Origin of the sequence: Variovorax stachyos, from assembly GCF_051400855.1 — a bacterium.
GTDB lineage: Bacteria > Pseudomonadota > Gammaproteobacteria > Burkholderiales > Burkholderiaceae_C > Variovorax.
The window spans coordinates 390,804-406,806 of sequence record NZ_JBLFFN010000005.1 but is presented as its reverse complement, the minus strand read 5'-3'; the positions used below and the strand labels follow the sequence as shown (position 1 = coordinate 406,806).

At 70.0% G+C, this 16,003-nt stretch carries 15 protein-coding genes; 5 read left to right on the top strand and 10 right to left on the bottom strand.

The features are described 5' to 3' along the window. Nucleotides 1-20: 20 nt before the first annotated feature. The 3 genes from ACMGEZ_RS12385 to ACMGEZ_RS12375 are packed head-to-tail and all read right to left on the bottom strand — an operon-like array spanning nucleotide 21 to nucleotide 4,166. Nucleotides 21-1,466 carry a DUF6513 domain-containing protein gene (locus ACMGEZ_RS12385; protein ID WP_436822550.1) on the bottom strand — a complete coding sequence of 482 codons (1,446 nt, stop codon included), beginning with the start codon at nucleotides 1,464-1,466 and terminating at the stop codon, nucleotides 21-23. Further along, nucleotides 1,445-2,185 carry a flavoprotein gene (locus ACMGEZ_RS12380; protein ID WP_436822549.1) on the bottom strand — a complete coding sequence of 247 codons (741 nt, stop codon included), beginning with the start codon at nucleotides 2,183-2,185 and terminating at the stop codon, nucleotides 1,445-1,447. Before ACMGEZ_RS12380 ends, ACMGEZ_RS12385 begins: the two co-directional genes overlap by 22 nt. Next, a complete protein-coding gene (locus ACMGEZ_RS12375; RefSeq protein WP_436822548.1) occupies nucleotides 2,118-4,166 on the bottom strand; it encodes a sigma-54-dependent Fis family transcriptional regulator in 2,049 nt (682 codons plus the stop codon). The genes ACMGEZ_RS12380 and ACMGEZ_RS12375 overlap by 68 nt, the downstream gene beginning before the upstream one ends. Nucleotides 4,167-4,380: 214 nt before the next feature. Here ACMGEZ_RS12375 and ACMGEZ_RS12370 point away from each other — a divergent pair, with 214 nt between their 5' ends. Continuing rightward, nucleotides 4,381-4,893 carry a dihydroneopterin aldolase gene (locus tag ACMGEZ_RS12370; protein ID WP_436822547.1) on the top strand — a complete coding sequence of 171 codons (513 nt, stop codon included), beginning with the start codon at nucleotides 4,381-4,383 and terminating at the stop codon, nucleotides 4,891-4,893. Between the two features lie 85 nt (nucleotides 4,894-4,978). Here ACMGEZ_RS12370 and fae read toward each other — a convergent pair whose 3' ends face one another. The 7 genes from fae to ACMGEZ_RS12335 form a co-directional block, all read right to left on the bottom strand. Beyond that, entirely contained in the window at nucleotides 4,979-5,491 is a 513-nt protein-coding gene (gene fae, locus ACMGEZ_RS12365; protein ID WP_436822546.1) for a formaldehyde-activating enzyme, read from the bottom strand. A gap of 72 nt (nucleotides 5,492-5,563) precedes the next feature. After that, complete coding sequence (locus tag ACMGEZ_RS12360) at nucleotides 5,564-6,514, bottom strand: triphosphoribosyl-dephospho-CoA synthase (RefSeq protein WP_436822584.1); 951 nt, start codon at nucleotides 6,512-6,514, stop codon at nucleotides 5,564-5,566. Between the two features lie 2 nt (nucleotides 6,515-6,516). Then, the gene (locus tag ACMGEZ_RS12355; protein WP_436822545.1) at nucleotides 6,517-7,473 is read right to left on the bottom strand and encodes an ATP-grasp domain-containing protein; all 957 of its coding nucleotides are present in this window, start codon (nucleotides 7,471-7,473) and stop codon (nucleotides 6,517-6,519) included. Nucleotides 7,474-7,503: 30 nt separating this feature from the next. After that, nucleotides 7,504-8,514, bottom strand: a complete 1,011-nt coding sequence (gene mch / locus ACMGEZ_RS12350) for a methenyltetrahydromethanopterin cyclohydrolase (protein WP_436822544.1) — start codon at nucleotides 8,512-8,514, stop codon at nucleotides 7,504-7,506. After that, complete coding sequence (locus ACMGEZ_RS12345; RefSeq protein ID WP_436822583.1) at nucleotides 8,511-9,662, bottom strand: ATP-grasp domain-containing protein; 1,152 nt, start codon at nucleotides 9,660-9,662, stop codon at nucleotides 8,511-8,513. Before ACMGEZ_RS12345 ends, mch begins: the two co-directional genes overlap by 4 nt. Beyond that, on the bottom strand, nucleotides 9,662-10,579 hold the full coding sequence (locus ACMGEZ_RS12340) for an NAD(P)-dependent methylenetetrahydromethanopterin dehydrogenase (protein ID WP_436822543.1): 918 nt from the start codon (nucleotides 10,577-10,579) through the stop codon (nucleotides 9,662-9,664). Before ACMGEZ_RS12340 ends, ACMGEZ_RS12345 begins: the two co-directional genes overlap by 1 nt. A gap of 54 nt (nucleotides 10,580-10,633) precedes the next feature. Then, nucleotides 10,634-11,692, bottom strand: a complete 1,059-nt coding sequence (locus tag ACMGEZ_RS12335; RefSeq protein WP_436822542.1) for a beta-ribofuranosylaminobenzene 5'-phosphate synthase family protein — start codon at nucleotides 11,690-11,692, stop codon at nucleotides 10,634-10,636. Nucleotides 11,693-11,938: 246 nt separating this feature from the next. Here ACMGEZ_RS12335 and ACMGEZ_RS12330 point away from each other — a divergent pair, with 246 nt between their 5' ends. The 4 genes from ACMGEZ_RS12330 (at nucleotide 11,939) to moeA (ending at nucleotide 15,983) form a co-directional block, all read left to right on the top strand. After that, nucleotides 11,939-12,700: an SDR family oxidoreductase gene (locus ACMGEZ_RS12330; protein WP_436822541.1), complete on the top strand. Its 762-nt coding sequence runs from the start codon at nucleotides 11,939-11,941 to the stop codon at nucleotides 12,698-12,700. A 108-nt stretch (nucleotides 12,701-12,808) separates the two neighbouring features. Further along, on the top strand, nucleotides 12,809-13,933 hold the full coding sequence (moaA, locus tag ACMGEZ_RS12325; protein ID WP_436822540.1) for a GTP 3',8-cyclase MoaA: 1,125 nt from the start codon (nucleotides 12,809-12,811) through the stop codon (nucleotides 13,931-13,933). A 10-nt stretch (nucleotides 13,934-13,943) separates the two neighbouring features. Beyond that, entirely contained in the window at nucleotides 13,944-14,594 is a 651-nt protein-coding gene (gene mobA, locus ACMGEZ_RS12320) for a molybdenum cofactor guanylyltransferase MobA (protein ID WP_436822539.1), read from the top strand. Nucleotides 14,595-14,669: 75 nt separating this feature from the next. Continuing rightward, nucleotides 14,670-15,983: a molybdopterin molybdotransferase MoeA gene (moeA, locus tag ACMGEZ_RS12315; protein WP_436822538.1), complete on the top strand. Its 1,314-nt coding sequence runs from the start codon at nucleotides 14,670-14,672 to the stop codon at nucleotides 15,981-15,983. Nucleotides 15,984-16,003: the final 20 nt, after the last annotated feature.

The following is a 16,003-nucleotide window of genomic DNA, read 5'->3' as shown; positions in this document are numbered from 1 at the left end:
CTTCGGAACGGCCGTGCGGCTCATCGGGGCTCGGCCGCGCTGCTTCGCGCTGCCTTCATGGTGGTTCCCGGTGCGCACCAGCGCGCCAGGTCTTCGGTGGCGCGCGGCGCGGCGCAGCCCCAGTCCAGCGGCTGGTCCTGCACGTAGCGCTTGCCCAGCTGCCAGGCGATCTCGGCCCGCGCGAGCTCGACGCCCATGTAGAAGGCGTGGTCGGCGTCGTCGTGCAGCTTCAGCTGCGGCCAGAGCTCGAAGGCGCCCTGCCCCAGGCGCAGCCCGTCGCGGTTGTACACGTGCAGGCCGCGGGGCGAGATCTGCACACGGAAGTTCGGGTCCTTCACCTGCGCGGCGATCTCGGCGATTTCTTCCGGCGTGTCGGGAAAGGGATGCTTGGCGTGCACCGTCATCAGCGCGTCGCTCATGCCCTTGGGCAAGGTGCCGTGCCGGGACGCGGCGTGCATGATGCGGCGCGCCCAGTCGGCTTCGCACACGGCGCGGCGCGCATGCTGGCTGACCTGCGTCGTGAGCACGGCAGCGACATTCAGCTCGGCGGCAATGCCGAACAGCACGGCGTTGATGCCGCTCGTGTCGGCCTCGGTGAGCTCGGTCAGGTTGCCGATGCCGAGCATGATGGGCGCATCCGGAAAACGCTCGCGCAGCCGGTGGTAGCGCACGATCGAGGCGGTCAGCCCGAACGGGATCGGATCGAGGATCGAATCCGCCAGGAATGCGCGCCCGCGGCGCTGCAGCTGCGTCACCGCTTCGTACAGCGACGCCTCGTCGGCCGGCATGCGCGGGATCAGCACCGGCGTCGCGGCGACCTCGTCGGCAATCCACAGGTTGTCGAGCGTGAGGCTCAGCAGGTAGTCGGCCCCGGCCTTGCCGCCGCGCAGCAGCTCCCCGGAATCGCTCGAATCGACGCTGACCTGGAAGCCCGCCGCCTTGAGCCCCTGCACGCTCTCGGCGAGATGATCGAAGCGCGTTTCGGGCAGGCAGCCGAGGTCGATGACGTTGGCACCGTCGGCCGCCAGCCGCTGGGCGCGATCGATGATCTGCGCGACCGACAGCCGAGGCGCATCGACGATCTCCGCGAAGATCGCGACCTCGTACGCGTCCAGCTCGATGGGCTGTGCGGCCCGGTCGAAGTGGCGCGGCAAGTCCTTGAGCTCCTGCGGGCCGCGCTCCACCGGGATGCCGTAGTGAACGCTCAAGGCCTCGACATCGCCCCGGCAGCGGCCCGGCACAATGATGCGGTCGACACGGCGCCTTTCGCTTTCGCCTTTGCCTTCGCCTTCGCTGGACACGGGCGCCGGCACGCGGCGGCGGATCAGGTCCGTCGTCATGAGCGCGGCGACCTGCAGCCCGATCTCTCGCACTTCCCACGTGAACGGGGCCGCCTCGATGCCGGCCAGCACCCGCGTGAGGCTGGCCTGGGCGAGGCGCCCGGTCAGGAAGACGATGTGTTCCATGCGAGTGAGAGTTCCTTCAGTCGTGCGTCCAGCACTGCTTCGAGTTCGGCGGGTGAAGAGACCACGCGGCAGAAGTCGATGCCGCGCAGCCGCTCCACGTTGTCCAGTTCGATGCGCCGGGGGCGCAGCGTGACCCAGTCGTGCGGCGACTTGGTCACCACCACCGGTTCGGTGTCGCATGCAAACACGATGCCAGGGATGCCGAGCTTGCCGGCCTGCGCGAACATGTTGGTCGGCAGCGTGTCGCTGATGCCGAAGGCGCACTTGGCCACCGTGTTGCTGGTGGCCGGCGCGACCACCACCGTGTGATAGATGTCGTCGTAGAGCATGCCGACCGGCACGCCACTGGCCGTCTTGTCGCGAAACACGCGAAAGCGCGGCTTCAGCGCCTCGATGTTCAGCTTGTAGATCGGCAGCACTTCCTCGGCCGCAGCCGAGAGGAACAGGTCCACGGACGGCAGGCGGGCCGCAAGCGCCAGCGACTCCTCGAGGAAATGGCCCGAGCCGGTGATGCACCAGGCCAGGCGCGAGCGCGGCGCAGGCGCGGGCAGCTGCGGCTCGCCGTCTTCGAGCGCGAGGGCGGCGCCGCGCGGATCGAAAGCGCCCGCATCCGGATGCCCCTCGCCGCCCGTGGCCGGCGGATGCGCGGACTCAGTCCGGCGGGGAGATCTCGATGTGGAGCTTGTGGAGTTTTCGGTACAAGGTGTTGCGGCTGACATCGAGCGCCTTGGCGACGTTGCTCACGTTCCAACGATGCTGCTCCAGCATCTGCAACAGGACCTGCCGCTCGTTGGCCTGAATCGGGTTGAGTTTGACTGCGGGCACCGGGTCGGCAGCCGCCGTGCTCGCCTCTGCACCCGCTTTGTCCTCGGCGAAGGCCGGCAGCGCAGCGTGGGCGTGCACCGGCGACGACACCTGCCTGGCCGCGAGCGAAGGCAGGTGCTCCCGCGTGATGGTCTTGCCGTCGGCCAGCGCGGCCGCGGTGCGCAGCACGTGCCGCAGCTGCCGCAGGTTGCCGGGCCAGGGATGGGCCATCAGCAGGCGCTCGGCCTCCTCGCCCAGCCGGGAGGCGCTGCCGCCTTCGTCCACCAGGACGGCCTGGATCAGCTCGCGCTTGTCGCTGCGGTCGCGCAGGGGCGGCAGGTCCAGCTCGATGCCGGCCAGGCGGTAGTACAGGTCTTCGCGGAAGCGGCCTTCGCGCACCAGGGTCGGCAAATGGCGATGGCTCGCGCTCACGAGCTGGAAGTCCACCGGATGGGTTTCCTCGGTGCCGAGCGGTGTGACCTGCCTTTCGTCGAGCACGCGCAGCAGGCGGGCCTGCAACTCCAGCGGCATGTCGGCGATTTCGTCGAGGAACAGCGTGCCGCCGTCGGCTTGCAGGATCTTGCCGCGGCGTCCGCTGCGCTGCGCGCCGGTGAAGGCCCCGGCCTTGTAGCCGAAGAGCTCGGACTCGATCAGCGTTTCGGGCAGGCTCGCGCAGTTGACGGCGACGAAGGCACCATCGGCATGCGGGCTGTTTTCGTGAATGGCGCGTGCGAAAACCTCCTTGCCGGAGCCGGTCTCGCCGCACAGTAGCACCGGGGTGCGGCGCGCCACCACGCGCCGCGCGGTGTCCAGGTGCGCGACCAGCCGCGGGTCCTTGAAGGTACGGACGACGGGCGCACTGCGCGCGGCAGGCACGTGGGAAGGCACGCGAAAGCCTTCGCCCTGCTGCTCGTCCAGCGCCACCATGCCCGCACCCGCCACGCGCGCACGCGAGGGCGTGTCGGCGTCGGATGCAGGCCGGCGTGCGACCGCGAAGAAGCGCAGCGCCGCCTTGGCCCGATACGCCACCACCGGGTGGAAGGAAGAAGACAGGCTGCGCTGCAGGATGTCCTCGAGCGAGGTCTGGAACAGGTCGTCGATGCGCTGGGTGCGGATCTCGTCCATGGATTGCACGCCGAGCTGGAACAACGCGCTTCGGTTGGCCGCCAGGATGCGCCCGTCTTCGCCCACGGCGAGCTTGCCTTCGTGCAGCGTATAGACGAATTCGGGGCGGCTGTGGAAGTGCAGCGGGTGCGCATTCGAGAAGCGCTTGTCGATGAGCCGGTTCTCGATCATGCGCACCGTCATGCCGAGCAGGACCAGCACATGCTGCTGCATCAGGCTCGAGCGGCTGGTGACGTCGAGCACGCCGATGATCTCGCCCGCCGGGTCGAGCACCGGAACCGCCGAGCAGGTGAGCTGCGTGAACTGGCTGAAGAAATGCTCGTCGCGCCGCACCGAGATCGGATGCGCGGCCGCGAGGCAGGTGCCCATGCCGTTGGTGCCGGCCTCGGCCTCGCCCCACATGCCGCCGGCGTGCAGGCCCATCGGCTCGACCTCGGCGGCGAACTCGGGCGAGGACACCATGTGCACGATCACGCCATCGGTGTCGGTCAGCACCACCGCGCACTGCGGATCGGCGAGCTGCTGGTAGAGCGTGGTCATCTCGTAGCGCGCGCATTCGATCACGTCGGCATGCTGGTTGCGCCGGCTCTGCAAGGCTCCCGACTCGATCACGACCGGTTCGCGCGCGCGTCCGGGGTCGAGGTGGTATTGATTCAGGCAGCGGCTCCACGAGCGCGTGACCAGGTCGTTGCCCTCTTCGTGAAAACCTCGCCTCACGACGTCGAGCACGCGGTCGGCGTGCCGGTCACCTTGCCGCGGCATCAATGTCATTGGAGTTCTCCGGCGCGTTCCATCGTGTCTCCTTCGTCGGCCCATTGTTGAGCTTGCCGGCACACCGCGCACCCGGTGAAACACCGAGCCGGGACGGCGCCGCAGCGGGTCCGTTCAACTGGCCTGCATTTTGCGTTGATGCGTCGTGCATGGGGACCTCGGCTCTCCGGCAGTGACACTTTCAAACATATTCGCATTCAACCGGAGACATGACTTGACCACCAGCCCGCGTCCTTCCACCGGCCACCTTTCCGATGCCCCTCGCCTCTCGGGCGCCGCCGACATGCACGCACCGCTGGACCTGATCTTCATCGAGGGCTTCAGGGGCGAGACGGTGATCGGCATCCACGAGTCCGAGCTGCACCGCCCGCAGCCGCTGCTGATCGATGTGCACGCAGGCGTGCCGCGGGCGAGGGCCTGCGACACCGACTGCATCGGCGACACGATCGACTACAGCGTCGTGCGCGAGCGGCTGCACAGGCTGATGGCCGAGCACCGGCTGCAATTGCTCGAAGCCTTCGCCGAGGCCGTTGCCGAGATCCTGATCGACGAGTTCCGTGCCAGCTGGGTCCGCGTGAAGGTGGTGAAGCCGCACAAGTTCGACGACGTGCAATCGGTCGGCGTGCAGATCGAGCGCCACGCGCCCGCGTATCGCACCGCGAGATCGGCCCACGGCGCGACGGTGCTGAAGTTTCTGGCCAGCGGCATGGTGCCCGTCAAGCGCTGAGCCCTGCGGGCCTCGTTCGAGGCCAATGAAAGAACAAGAAGCCGGCCTTGTTCACGCGCCGGCTTCTTCTCGTCGAGCTTGCGTTTCAGAGATGGGCCGCGAAAGGATGCGCGGTCGTCCCCTTCTTGTCCACCACCTCGGCCGCCGTGGGCGAGCCCGACACGGCGCGCTGGATCGCCTCGCGCGTCGCCTGGTAGTTGTAGTCCTGGATCTTCTTGTCGTCGGTCGCTTGCCAATGGATGAACACGCCCACGCACAGGAACAGGTTGTCGGCCTCGGCCATGGGGATGGTGCCGTCCTCGACGCTGTCAGCCACCGCCAGCGCCACCGCGCGTTGCGCGGGCCCGAACATCTGCACCGCCTGCGTGGCGCCCTTGATGGTCACCTTGTTGAACATCACCGTCGGCGGTTTCGTCAGCAGGTTGGGCGCCACCACTGCGAGCAGCGAGGTGAACCCGTCCTTGTTGTTGGTCAGCGCGTTGGCGAATGCCGTTTCGGCGGCACTGCCGCGCGGGCCGATGATCAGGTCGATGTGGGCGACTTCATTGCCCTCGCCGACGAGCGATTCGCCCACCATCAGTCGATCGATTTTTGCCATGGTCTCGGGTCTCCTCTAAGGTGATAGGGTCGTTGCGGCACGGCCGGGATGACCAGCGCAATGTCGTGGGTATCACGATCCGTGCCACCCGTTCGCCTCATCGCGCGCCTCTTCGCGCGCCGGCGCCGCGCTCGATTCGACGAAGCCCGCAAGCAGCAGCGCTGCCACCGTCAAATCGGCACTGGTCCCCGGGTTGATGCGTGCGGCCTTCAGGCTCGCGTCCCAGCTTGCGAAGTCGGCATCGGCATCGAGCACCGCGCCTGCACGCTCGCGCTCGCGCCAGGCCTGCGCCGCCGCCATGACAGTCTGTGCCACGCCCTCGCCGTGATTTCGAACAATGTGTGAATCGGCAAAGCCGCTCAGCCAGGCCAGGTAAAGGCGTTGGACGCGCGCCACAGTGTGCGCATCGGGCAGCCCAGCGGAATCGGCCGGCCCTTGGCCGCATGCGGATGCGCCGAGCGGCGCCTCGAAGGCCAGTTTGAACAGGTCCGCGAACCCGTCGCGGTACTGGCGCGCGATCAGATCGCGCTGCGCGGCCAGCGCCATGGCGGCGCGCAGGTCGATGCTCGGCACGTCGCGCACATCTTCGGACGGGGCGCTTCCCAGGCCCCCGGGGCGCGCGTGCGCAATCGCGCGATAGGCCGCGCGTGCATCCTCGAGGTCGAGCGCCGCCAGCACCGACTCGACGGCAGCGTGGAGCGCGGGTGGCGTCGTGGCGCCGGGTTGCCGTTCAACGGCGAGTGCGATGGGCGCGCACAGCAGAAGGATGCCGAGGTTGGTGTTGCATCCCGCGACAGCCCAGGTCGCTTCCACGGCGCGCTCGATGCGCGCGCCCACGCCCAGGCCGGGCTCGAACAGCGCGCCCGCAGCGGCTTGCGCGCTGGCGATGAACATCGAAGCCTCCATGCCGTGTCCGGGGGAAGCGAAGCTGACGTTGCCCGGCTTGCGCACCGCAACGTCGAGCCAGCAGGCCCGCAGGAAGGAGGCGCGCGCCCGATCGATGGCGGCCTGCGGTTCGCGCATCATCAGGCGCGGCGCTCCGGAGCCATGCCGTCCTGCAGACGAGGCCGCATCTGCACCATCTTGCGGTCGAGCAGATCGTCGACGATGGCGCGGGCGATGTTGAACCCGGTCACGCGCTGCAGCCCCTGCCACGCGGCGACGCCATTGACCTCCAGCACCTGGATGCGCGGTCCGCTTGCTGACGCGATGAGGTCGACGCCCGCATAGTCCATGTCCAGCGCGAGCGCGGCGCGTTCGGCCAGGCGCGCGAGCGGCGCTTCGAGTTCGGCCGGCTCGCAGCGCGCACCCTGGGCCACGTTGTGGACCCAATGCGCGCTCACGCGCCGCATCGCGGTCACGGCCCGCCCGCCCACCACCAGCACGCGCCAGTCGAAGCCGGGCGTCGTCACCGGCGGCACGAAGCGCTGCAGGTAAGCCAGGCCCGCGTAGCGCGCGTCGATGTCGGGCATCGGATGGTGCACGCCGTCGACCTCGCCCACCAGCTGCAGGTCCTTGCCCTGCGAGCCGAACAGCGGCTTGAGCACCAGCGCATGGCCGGCCGCCGTCTCGCGCATCGCAATGCGCCGGGCCTGGGCCGCGGATTCGGTCGCCCAGGTGGGCGGGGCTGGAATGCGCGCGGCATGCAGCAGCAGGCTGGTCATGGACTTGTCCACCGTGCGCTCGATCGCGCGGGCGTCGTTGTAGACCGGCACGCCCAGCTCGCGCAACGCGTGCAGTACGCCGAGACGCTTGGTGACCTGCTCGAAGCTGCCGCCGGCGATGCCCCGGACCAGCACCGCGTCGGGCAGCTCGCGCCCGTAGCCGGGAATGACCAGGCCATGCCAAGCGGCGGTGGTGTCGATCTGGCAGGCCGCGAGATCCACGCAGCGCCCGACGGCGCCGCGTGCGCGCAGCGCGGCTTGCAGCTGGCGCGTGTGCCAGCCGATCTCGTCGCTCATGATGACCACGCGAAGGGTCATGCCACGACTCCGCGGATGCAATGCGTCACTTCAGGCCTCCTGCAGCCACAGGCGCTGCAGGAGCGCCATATCGCAAGCGCCGCCATGCCAGGTGCGTCCGCTGTCGAGATTGCTGACCCACACCTCGGCCGGGGCGAACAGCGCGTGGTCGATCTTGTAGAAGTCGTAGGCCGCCTCCTTGAAGATCTCCGCGAACGAGCGGCCGTGGTCCCGCGAGTTGCGCGAGGGCAGCGCGCGCGCCAGCGCACGCGCTGCGTCGTCGTCGCCGCGCACCGTCAGGTGCACGCGCCCGCCGTAGAGGATCGCATCGTTGGTGCGCCCCATGGCTTCGACGCCATCGCTGCTGGGCGCGGGCAGCGGCGCGCTGCCTGCGCCATCGACGATGTCCGCCAGCGCATAGCCGAGCTCGTGCGCCTTGTGCAGCGCGACCTCGAGCACGCGCGTGACCACCTGCGTAGTGCCCGCGAGGCTGGTGGTGGGCGTGAGGATCAGCGTCAGCCCCGGTGCGGGCAGGTCGCAGTCGCGCAGCACCTTCTCGATGACGATCTTCGGCGGCATGCGATCGACCTCCAGCACGAGCACGCCGGCTTGCCCGTGATCGCGATAGCCCAGCTCGGCGAAGAGCTTCTCCTTGACTGCCAGCGCGCGCGCCGGACCGGAGCCGAGGGAGAAGAACTTCTTGCCGCCGGTCTCCTCCTTGGTGGCCGACAGGCTCCAGCCTGCGTACTGGCTGCCCAGGCAGGCCAGCACCGGCCGGGAACTCCGGACATCGAGCCAGCTCGGCCAGCCTTCGGCGCTGCCCCCGCCTCGCAGAACCACGTGGCCAAGGCCGCCCATGCAGATCTCGCCGATGCGAAGTCCGGCCGCGATGCTGCCGCGCGCTTCGATGCCGGCATCGACGATGCGCACGCCGGTGTCGTCGTCGCGTCGCACATGCAGGCCCAGCGCATCGGCATTGGCCAGCAGGCGTTCGACGAGGGGCTGCGCCAGCAGATTGACGCTCAGGGGCGCTTCGGCCGGTGGCGAGGAAGTGTTGCTCATGCCAATGTCTCCAGTGATTGCAGCAGCCGGTCGCGGCCTTCGTTCAGGCGCATGCGTACCTCCGTGGCCTTGCTTCCGCTCGCCGTCAGCGTGCACAAGGGATCATCGGCATCGAAGCGCTGGCCGGCGGCGGGCAGGTCGTGGATGCCGGGCCAGGCGGCAAGCTGCCGTGCTGCCGCTTCATCGAGCTGCATCGGCCTGGGCGCGAACACGATTTCGAGACCCTCGATCTCCTGCGGCTGCCGTGGCGCTGGCTGCGGCAGCTCGCCGTGCAGACAGGCACGCAGGTGCGCCTGCATCAGGCCCGGCCGGCCGGCCTGGCTGCGGTACAGGCTCATGCTCGCCGGCGGCCGCGGGTTGACTTCGAGCACGCCGATCGCATCGCCATCGCGCATGAAGTCGAGACTGCACAAGCCCTGCAGCGCGAACTCCGCGGCGAGCGCACGCGCGATGGCAGTCACGCGCTGCGCAATGTCGCCCGCCAGCGGCACCGGACCAATGACGCCGCAGAAGGCGAAAGGCCGCGCGCCGAACCGGCGCACGCTCAGTTCGTTGAAGCCGAGCACGTGGGCATCGCGCCCATTGGCGATGAAGGTGGCGGACATCGGCAGGCCCGGCATCTCGCGCTGGAAGTACCGGTGCGCGGAGGGCTGCTCGTTCTTCGGCCAAGGCGGCCGGCGAACATGCCAGCCGCCGCAACCATGCGCATCCTTCATGAGCCAGCCCTGCGCATCCTCCGGCGCTTCGAGACTCACCTGCGGATGCGCCATGCCGCGCGCGGCGAGAAAGCCGAAGAACACTGCCGGGTCGCGCAGGCGGCGCACCGCGGCCGCGGGGGTGCCGATGAGCGGCAGCACGCCAGCCCCGCGTTCGAGCAGGTCGGGCTCGCCCTCGAAGCCGCTGCCGGCCACCCAGCCCGCCAGCGGGCGCCCGCCTGCGCGCTCGCGCGCCAGCCCGCCCAGCGCCGCCAGCAGGGCCGCCGCATCGATGTGCAGGCTGCCCGGCTCGCCGATCGGCAGCCAGCGGGAAGCGGCGCGGCGGGTATCGACGTCGCCGAAGAGATCGAGCGCGACCACGTCGAATCCCTCGTGGGCGGCGGCCTCGGCCATCGCGCGCGCAGAGATGGCGGCCACCGCGAGCGTCTGCATCACGCCGTCTTGCCGGCCTGCTCGGCGAGGAAGGCGCGAGCGACGGCGAAGGCCTCGGGAAAGCCGAGCACCTGCGCCTTCTCGGCCTCGCACATCTGGACCAGCAGGCGATGCTGCGTCTGGTACTTGACGTTGCCGATCGCGAGCGCGCCGATGCCGACGGCCCTCGTGCCGGCCAGCGGCTTGGCGTCGTCTATCACGCCGACGCCGGCGATGCCCTCCGGCGGCACGGCATTCACGTCGGCCGCCACCTTGAGACGGGTGGCGGCGCCGAGCGCCTCGCCCGACACCACCTGGACACCCGCCGCCGCGCAGGCCAGCAGGACATCCGCCTCGCCGATGGAGGTGCGCACCGCGGCCGGATCGCCGCCCGACAGGCCGTGCAAGGTGGCGCCGAAGCGCTGGCCGGTTTCCCGCGCTGCTTCTTCGGCGGCATCGATGCCGTTGCGGCTGGACAGGAAGACCTCGGCGCCGGCGAGCGCCGCGATGACACCCGCCACGCGGCCCACCGGGCCCGTGCCGCCCAGGATCACCACGCGCTGGCCTTCCAGCGCCTGGCCATGGTGGCGCTTCAGCGCGGCCTCGACGCAGGCCACCATGGCTGCGGCCGTGGTGTAGGCGCCGCTCGGATCGGCCATCAACGAGACGACGAAGGGCTTGACCATCGAGGTCCTCGCGCGCTCGAGCATGTCGGCCGCCAGCTGCGCATCGCGTCCGCCGATGAAGATCCCGGTTCGCGCGACCCCCTTCGGCCCGCGCGAGAAGATGGTGTCCTGCGTCAGCGCGGTGATGCTGTCGAGGCCCACCTCGCAGTACGGCACGATGATCTGGTAGCCCGCATCCGCCGCCATGTTGATGTCGAAGGGGCTCATCTGCCGGCCGGGGGTGAACATGTGGAGGATGCGAGGACGTTCCATTGGAGCCTTCGGGTGTGGAGGTGTGTTGAAGCTGGACGATGCGCTGGCGGCCCATCAATCCGCGTGCGGTTGCGAAGTGCCTTTCCGCACCACTGCTGCCTGGTTGCGGCCGCAGACGATCCGCAACTGCAGGCGGGCGTCGACCTGCCGGGCTGCGTGGGCGGCTTCCACCAGCGCTTCGGCCCGCGCCTGGGAAGGCAGGATGGCGAAGCCCGTGGGGCCCCATGAGCTTTGGCCGATCGCGGCTTGAGGCTCGGGCTGGCCGCCGCGGCTCGCATCGGCGATCCACTGCATCAGCCGGCCGACCGCGGGGCTTGTGAAGGCGCCGCCCTGCGCCGGTCCGAAATGCTGGCCGAGCAGCTCCTGCATTCGGTTGATGCCGGCGGCGAAAGGCGCGAACTCGGCGCTCGCCGCGGCAGGCAGGATGCGCATCAGGACCTGGTGGCAGATGTCGGCGGCGCTGGCCTGCGGCAAGGGCGGCAGCACAGCGATCGCCTTCTTCTCGGCGCTGCCCGAAAGCCCGCGGTGCGAGGGGTCCTGGACCACGACGATGCGCCAAGCCCGCGGGAACTCGACGCGCGACAGCAGCGGCGCGGGCATGCCGTCCCTGCCGGGTCCTCCATCGAGGAGCAGGCCGCCGGCGTCGAAGCCGGCAATTCCGACGCCCGAGCGCAGGCCGCGGCCCAGCCAGTGCGCCAGGGTGGCGGTGCCCAGGCCCAGGCCGTGCCATTGGTCGAAAGCCCGGCCGATGGCGCACGCGAGCTGCGTGCCGGAGCCGAACCCCGCGTGCGGCGGCAACGCCTGCAGCAGCCGCAGGCAGAGCGGCGCATGGCGGCCGCTTCGCTGGCGCAGCAGTTGCAGGAAGGCGCCGGCGCGCTCGAGTTCTGCCCGCGCGGCCGGGGTATCGCCCATGATGCGGTCCGACTCCGCCCTCGCCAACTCGACCTCGGTCGTGAACCCGTCGATCACGAGCCCGAGGCTGCCGAATGCCCGCCCCAGCGAGCCCGACGGATCGAGGAAGCCCAGATGCAGCCGCCCCGGCGCGCATACGCGCACGGTGCTGGCACTCGAGTTGCGCCTGGAAGCCACGGCTGCGGTTGCGGGCGGGTTCATGGATGGCAATTGCGACAGACAAGCTGGGACAGCCTTGTCATAGCAAGGGTCGTTCCTCCGGTGTTCCACGAGGGCAGAACCACCGACGGGCGCTGCAGAGGCAGCCTTCGATGTGCCAGGACCGGAACAATGTGTCACAGCGCGGCCGAGCGCCGTCGTGTCGACGACCCCCGGAATCTTCGGCGACTCCCCGCGGGAGGTGCCTACACTTGCCCGTTTCTTCCCCTATCCCTGGAGACACAAGGAATGCGCGTCAAAGACAAATCCATCATCGTGACCGGCGCCGGCGGCGGCATCGGGGAAGGCATTGCCAAGCGCCTGGCGGCCGAAGGCGCGCATGTCGTGGTGAACGACATCAACGCCGCGCTCGGCGAACAGGTGGTCGAGGCCATCCTTCGCACGGGCGGCAAGGCCTCCTTCTTCGCGGCCGATGTCACGAAGTCGGCCGAGGTCCAGGCCCTGGTCGCCGCCGCCGTGCAGCGCCACGGCAAGCTCGACGTGATGGTCAACAACGCGGGCTGGACCCACCGCAACCGGCCGGCCCTCGAGGTCAGCGAGGACGAGTTCGACCGCTGCTACGCGGTCAATGTGAAAAGCATCTATCTCTCGACCATCCACGCGGTGCCGGCCTTCCGCGCCAACGGCGGCGGCGCCTTCATCAACATCGCCTCTACCGCCGGCGTGCGTCCGCGCCCGGGCCTCACCTGGTACAACGGCTCCAAGGGCGCGGTGATCACCACCAGCAAGTCGCTGGCCGCGGAGTTCGGGCCGGACAACATCCGCGTCAACTGCATCAACCCGGTGTTCAACCCCGACACCGGCCTCGCGGCCGAGTTCGCCGGCGGCCCGATCACCGAGGAGCGCAAGGCCAAGTTCCTCGCCACCATCCCGCTCGGCCGCTTCTCGACCGCGCTCGACGTCGCCAACGCGGCGCTGTACCTGGCCAGCGACGAGGCCGCCTTCATCAGCGGCGTCTGCATCGAGGTCGACGGCGCGCGCTGCGTGTAGGCCACTGGGACAGGACCGGAGCTTCGCTTTCGGATGTCCGCTTTCAGCAAGCCGCTATTCCGGCGGCAGGGGCGCCAAGCCCCGCAATGGGGTAAATTGCCCTTCCCCATGAGCAGCAAGCACATCGTCCCCGTCTCCCAGATCGGCCGCGCCCAACGCGGCGCGGCGCTGCCGGAGCACGCGGTGGCGGCGACGGGCGTGCTGCTCGACCGGCTCTCGCGCCCGCTCACCGACCTGCGCATCAGCGTCACCGACCGCTGCAACTTCCGCTGCAGCTACTGCATGCCCAAGGAAGTCTTCGACAAGGACTACCAGTACCTGCCGCACAGCGCGCTGCTGAGCTTCGAGGAAATCACCCGCCTGGCGCGCATCTTCGCCACGCACGGCGTGCGCAAGATCCGGCTGACCGGTGGCGAGCCGCTGCTGCGCAAGAACCTGGAGCTGCTGGTCGAACAGCTCGCGGCGATCCGCACGCCCGAAGGCAAGCCCCTCGATCTCACGTTGACCACCAACGGCTCCCTGCTCGCGCGCAAGGCCGCTGCGCTCAAGGCGGCCGGCCTGCAGCGCGTCACCGTCAGCCTCGACGGCCTCGACGACACCGTGTTCCGCCGCATGAACGACGTCGACTTCCCGGTGGCCGAGGTGCTCGCCGGCATCGATGCGGCGCACGCCGCCGGGCTCGGTCCGATCAAGGTCAACATGGTGGTCAAGCGCGGCACCAACGAGCAGGAGATCCTGCCGATGGCGCGGCGCTTCCGCGGCACCGGCGTCGTGCTGCGCTTCATCGAGTACATGGACGTCGGCGCCACCAACGGCTGGCGCATGGACGAGGTGCTGCCCTCGGCCGAGGTGCTGCAGCGCATCGCCGAAGAATTTCCCCTGGTGCCGCTCGAGGCCACGGCCCCCGGCGAGACCGCCGAGCGCTGGGCCTACCGCGACGGCGGCGGCGAGATCGGCGTGATCAGCAGCGTGACGCAGGCCTTCTGCCACGACTGCACGCGCGCGCGCCTGTCGACCGAGGGCAAGCTCTACCTCTGCCTGTTCGCGACCAGTGGCCACGACCTGCGGCCACTGCTGCGCGGCGATGCCGACGATGCGCGGATCGCCTCTGCTATCGGCCACATCTGGCAGGGCCGGGCCGATCGCTACTCCGAGCTGCGCGCGCTGCGCGGCCCCGACACGGAGGCGGCCAGCGGCGCGCGCCGCGTCGAGATGAGCTACATCGGCGGATGAGTACCGCACGATGAGCGCTCCCGCCACCATCGCTGCCGGCGAAATCACCGGCCTCATCCTCGCCGGCGGCCGCGGCTCGCGCATGGGCGGCATCGACAAGGGGCTGCAGAACTTCAACGGCACGCCGCTGGCGCTGCATGCGCTGATGCGGCTCCAGTCGCAGGTCGGCGAGCTGATGATCAATGCCAACCGCAACATCGCGGCCTACGAATCCTTCGGCGTGCCGGTCTGGCCCGATGGCCTGGCGGACTATGCGGGGCCGCTGGCGGGCTTCCTGACGGGGCTGGAGCGCTGCGAGACGCCCTACCTGCTCACCGTGCCGTGCGACACCCCGCTGTTTCCCCTCGACCTGGCCGCGCGGCTCGGCGAGGCGCTGCTGGCGCACGACACCGAGATCGCCATGGTCAACGCCCCCGAGGCCGCGGCCGAAGCGGACGGGGCCTCCGCCTTGCGGCCGCAGCCGGTGTTCTGCCTGCTGCGCGCCAGCCTGCTCGAAAGCCTGGTGCGCTTCACGCAGGAGGGCGGCCGCAAGATCGACCGCTGGACGGCCCAGCACCGAACGGCGCTGGTGCCCTTCGACCGGCCGGGCGATGCGCCCGACGCGTTCTTCAACGCCAACACGCTGGCCGAGCTGCACGCGCTCGAAGGCCAGCGACGCTGACTCGCTGTTTCTCATGAGCCGCACGGCCGCTCCGAAGGCGAATGGCACCGCAGCCCGCAGGGCGGAGGTTGTTCGATGAGCCGCATTGCCGAGATCGCTGCCGAACTGGCCGGCTACGACCCCAAGGCCCTCGGCGTCGATGCGGTGCAGGGCTTCCTCGCCCGGCTCGCGCAATCGGCAGTCGTCACCCAGACCGAGCACATCGCGCTGCGCGACGCGCTCGGCCGCGTGCTGGCCGAGGACATCATCTCGCCCGTGAGCGTGCCGCCGCACGACAACTCGGCCATGGACGGCTTCGCCTTCGACGGCGCCCTGCTGCCCGCCGACGCTGCCAGCGACGCCTCGGTGAGCCTGCGCGTGGTGGGCACCGCGCTTGCCGGCGCGGCCTGGCGCGGCATGCTGGCGCCGGGCGACGCCGTCAAGATCATGACCGGCGCCGTGATGCCGGCCGGCCTGGATACCGTGGTCCCGCAGGAGTTCTGCTTCGTCGATGGCGAACAGGTGCGCTTTCCCGCCAAGGCCCTGCGGCGCGGCGACAACCGCCGCCTGGCCGGCGAGGATTTGCAGCAGGGCGAGCCTGCCCTGTTGCGCGGCGAACGCCTGTCGCCCGCCGCGCTGGGCATGGTGGCCAGCCTCGGCCTGCCGATGGTGCCGGTGCTGCGCCGCCTGCGCGTGGCCTACTTCTCCACCGGCGACGAGATCCTGAGCCTGGGCGAGCTGCCGCGGGAAGGCGCGGTGTACGACAGCAATCGCTACACCGTGTTCGGCCTGCTCACCCGCCTCGGCTGCGAGGTGATCGACCTGGGCCTGGTGCGCGACGACCCGGCCGCGCTGGCCGACACGCTGCGGCGCGCCGCGACCGAGGCCGACGCCATCATCACCAGCGGCGGCGTCAGCGTCGGCGAGGCCGACCACACGCGCGCCGTGATGCAGCAGCAGGGCGACATGGCCTTCTGGCGGGTGGCGATGCGCCCGGGCCGGCCGATGGCGGTAGGGCTCATTCCCAGGCCGCGTGAGGCCGGCCGCACGGCGGTGCTGTTCGGCCTGCCCGGCAACCCTGTCGCGGTGATGGTCACCTTCCTAGCCTTCGTGCGCTCGGCCCTGCTGCGCATGATGGGATGCCACGAACAGGGCTGCGCGCCGCCGCCCCTGCTGCGCGCCAAAAGCGTCGATGCGATCCGCAAGAAGCCGGGCCGCACCGAATACCAGCGCGGCCGCGTCGAGCGGGTGCCGGGCTCGCTGCCCGAGGTGCGCATCACCGGCAACCAGGGCTCCGGCGTGCTCAGCTCGATGGTCGAGGCGAACGGCCTGGTCGTGCTGCACCATGCGCAGGGCAGCGTGGCCGCAGGCGACCTGGTCGACGTGATGATGTTCGAGGGTGTGATCTAGCACACCAGGATAGCGACCCC